This is a genomic window from Williamsia sp. (genome assembly GCF_016462415.1).
Lineage (GTDB): Bacteria > Actinomycetota > Actinomycetes > Mycobacteriales > Mycobacteriaceae > Williamsia_A.
The window spans coordinates 1-3,670 of sequence record NZ_JAEMTF010000187.1 but is presented as its reverse complement, the minus strand read 5'-3'; the positions used below and the strand labels follow the sequence as shown (position 1 = coordinate 3,670).

The following is a 3,670-nucleotide window of genomic DNA, read 5'->3' as shown; positions in this document are numbered from 1 at the left end:
GGCGCGACAAGATCACCGAGTCGATGCAGTTCGGCACCGCGAAGGTGGGCTCGGGCGCAGGCAGGTAGGACGCGACCCGCTCAGGTCGTCTCGGTGGCTTCACGAATGCTGTCGGCCGACAGCATGGGGACCACCTCGAGGATTCTCGGATCATCAAAGGGATCCGTCTGCACCCACTCGACCTGTCCACGTTCGCGCACGGAGAGATCGACAGAAACGCTGGTCATGTCGGGTGATGCGAGCACCAGCCGGTTTCCTGCTTGGCTCCACCACTGTCCGGGGGCCGGACGTCGCGCACGTTGCGCCAGCTGGACAGACCGGACTCGTGCAAGTGTGGCTGGATCCTCGACCGGGATCAATCGACCGTCGTCGTCGAGTTCCCGCACCGGGTGGGTCGCGGGCTCGACGCGGACGATCCCGTAACGACGGTCGAGGTGTGCGGCCGCTCCGGTCCGACCGAGGACGAACACCGTCCCTCGGTCGACGACCACGGCGCCACCCTCGATACATCTCCGCTCGACGGCGATCGCACCGTCGTCCGACCGATCGCACCGGAAGATGTCGTGGCGCGAGCTGATCCAGCAACCGTCGCCATCGGCGTGAACGAACCGGTTCGCATCACCCGGGGATTCGATCGTCATCGGCAGGAGGTACTCCGTCACCGCGGGCGGAACGCGATTCGTATCAATGTGCAGCAGAACCGGATCAGAGGTGTCCATCACCCAGATGTCAGCACCGGTCTCACCGACGGATCCAGCCCGGAAATCCATCTCGGGCGGGGACACATCATCGAGGTCGAGGTCCACCAGCACTCCCGTCATCGCGAGGTCGTCGCCGCCGTCCTCCGGTGCCACCACGTGAGCGCGCCGAACTGTCCCTCGAATGGGAACCGGACTGTCCGGCCACCGCGCTCCTGAGGTGGCGCAGAGATAGCCGGTTGTCTCTATCCGGCCGCTGACCGGTTGATCCGACCACCATGTCGCCGACCAGCCGTCCCCGCTCAGTCCGATCGGCCAGCGTAGGACGCCGTCGGCGTGGGCTCCGGGACTCGTCCCGTACACCGGCTTCGCCACCACGCGACATGTCTCGTCGAAACTCGTCGAATGTATCTCGCGAGTTATGAAGTCCAAGCGTGTCTCGATCACGTCGCCGATCGTCGGCGACATGTTTCGATCCTCGAGAACCCATCCGGGAAAGTAGACGCGAACAACGCGATTGGCAGAAGCTGTGTTCATCGAAGAACCCCGCGCACTAGAGGATCCGACAGACGACGCCGTCGGGCGCAGGGCTACCGCGGCAGGACACTACCCCTCACGTTCGGTCACCTGTCAAGTGAGGAACGGCGCGACCTCGGCCAGGATCTCCTCGGACGCGGCCGGAGTCGTCGCATGGTCGCGGCCGGGGACGACGAGCATCCGAGCGTCGGGGATCGTCTCGACCACGTGCTCGGTGTCGGCGAGCCGGGTGTCATCGTCGGAGCCGACAAAGGCGAGCGTCGGATGGACGAGCGTCGCCAGGGCGGAATCGGGCACACCGGGGTCGCGGTCGAGCTCACGCATGTAGGCCGCCAGTGCCGTTGCGTCGTTGACCGAGAACGCCATTCGAGTTGCGGGGTCCACCGGCGTTCCCCGTCGCTGCTCCCAACGGTCGATGAACGCGTCCATGCCGCTCTCGGCCAGTACCGCCGCGCACCCGGGGAAGAACAACGCGTCGAACGCGCCGGCCTGGACGCGACTACTGGTGCCGCCCAGCACCAGCCGTCGGACCCGATCGGGTGCCGAGGTGGCCATCGAGAGTGCGACCCGAGAGCCCAGCGAGTACCCGAACACGTCGGCACGGTCGATCCGCTCCTCGTCGAGAACCGCGAGGACGTCACCGACCAGCAACTCCATTCCGTAGGCGCTCGACGAATGCGGCTTGCCACTTCGCCCGTGTCCACGAAAATCCATGAGCACCAACCGATGTGAGTCACGCAATTCCGCGACGTACCCGAATGCCCGCCACATGGCCTGCGACAGCGCCGTCGCGTGCAACATCACCACGGGCGGCCCGTCGCCGACGGTGCGGTAGCTGATGGAAACGCTGTCGACGGGGTTGATTGCTCGATCCACGGGTCCACAATGCCCCACCGGCGCGAACACAGTGCCCTTGCCGTCGGCCGCGTCCGACGCGTACCTTCCCTGACATGACTCAGCAGAAAGGCGCATGACGCGCCATCGCACCCTCACGGTGCTCGTCGATGAACTGCTCATAGAGGACGGAGCCATTCCGCCTCCTCGCGTCGGTTCGATCAGCTCACTTCCGCTCCGGTTCTCGGAGCTTCCGTCCGATGACGACAGGGCGACGGTCATCCGCGCTCGACTGGAACCCGATCGATCGGCGCCGCGCGCCGGCGACCGCGATCTACGCTGGAGCGGTCTGCTCCGAGGCGATGGATGGACGGCGGAATGGTCAGGCGACCGTCCACGTGTCGGTCACGTCGAGCTGACCGGACGGTTCGTCAGTCTCTACGAGATCGGGTCGTCACCACCGGACGTGCGCGGCCGGGTGGCACGAATCCGCTTGGTCATGAACCGGTATCAGCCCTCGCACCACACCCCGCCCCGATGGGAGCCGACACCGGGATGTCGAGTCGGCGAGGATGTCGATGCGGCCCCCCGCTTCTTCGACCGGCAGGCCCTGTGGACCGAGCCGGTTGACCGTTCGACCACCATCGATGTCCCGGTGGGTCTGCTCGTCGACCTGGACCTGGACGACGTCCCGCCACCGCCACCTCGACCGGACGTCGTGCCCGGCGACGTCTCCTGCGCGGATGACACGGTGTGGACGGTCGACACACATCTGCCCGTGCTCGTCCGTCTGGACGCGAGCGGTACAGCGACGCAACACCTTCTACCCGGTGCCATCGGTGGTCACGGGCGCCGGGTCCACGCGACGCCCACCGGATCTTGGGTCGTGGGTACCGATGGAATCCATCGCTGCGCACCGGACGGTCGACCCCGGCTGATCGACGACGAGCCGGTGTCGGTGTCGGCGGTGATCGGCGAGACGCTGCTGACATGCACCCATGACAACGGGTGGTGGCTGCACACCCCCGGTCGCGAACCACTGCCGATCGAGCAATGTCCCGGATCGCCCAGTGCAGCAACGGCCATCGACGACGGGTTCATCGTGGTTGTCGTCACCGGGAACCGCGGTGCTGCCGATCGGCAGACGGAGTACCGGTTGGTTCGGGTCTCTGTGACCGGTGACGTCGAGGTCGGTCCGGTGAACACGATCCCGGACAACCATGAACGGCCACGGCTCGGTGGCGATCCGGTGCACGTCATCTCCGGGTCGGATATCGCCGCGGTGGGCGACGATCTGTCCGCCGGCACCGTGATGAGGTTGCCGCGCATGCATTTCGGCGGTGGGAGCGCCGGCCGGCACCTGTGGACGGTGTCGCATCCCGGCGGTCGCACCGGCTGTACCGGGCGGTGGCCCACCGGGCCCTCCGATGGGGTGGGTGACACGCGGCAGTACTGGCTGCTCGAGCTGCGGGATCCGATCACGATGGAGGTGGTCCACGCCGCACCGGTGTTCACCAGCGCCCCACGTGTGGCCGCCGACGCGAGCGGACGCATCTGGGTCGTGTCCGACGGACTACGGGTGCTGAGCGACGAGTCGATGC

3 protein-coding genes are annotated in these 3,670 nt (G+C 66.7%); 1 reads left to right on the top strand and 2 read right to left on the bottom strand.

All coding sequences use genetic code 11. The features are described 5' to 3' along the window. Positions 1–80 precede the first annotated feature (80 nt). Both JHC79_RS22950 and JHC79_RS22945 read right to left on the bottom strand, forming a co-directional pair. On the bottom strand, positions 81–857 hold the full coding sequence (locus JHC79_RS22950; protein ID WP_296395258.1) for a hypothetical protein: 777 nt from the start codon (positions 855–857) through the stop codon (positions 81–83). A gap of 471 nt (positions 858–1,328) precedes the next feature. After that, positions 1,329–2,111, bottom strand: a complete 783-nt coding sequence (locus JHC79_RS22945; RefSeq protein WP_296395256.1) for an alpha/beta hydrolase — start codon at positions 2,109–2,111, stop codon at positions 1,329–1,331. Between the two features lie 436 nt (positions 2,112–2,547). Between JHC79_RS22945 and JHC79_RS22940 the strand changes: the two genes are divergently transcribed. Then, on the top strand, positions 2,548–3,670 hold a 1,123-nt coding region (locus JHC79_RS22940; protein WP_296395254.1), incomplete at its 3' end, for a hypothetical protein.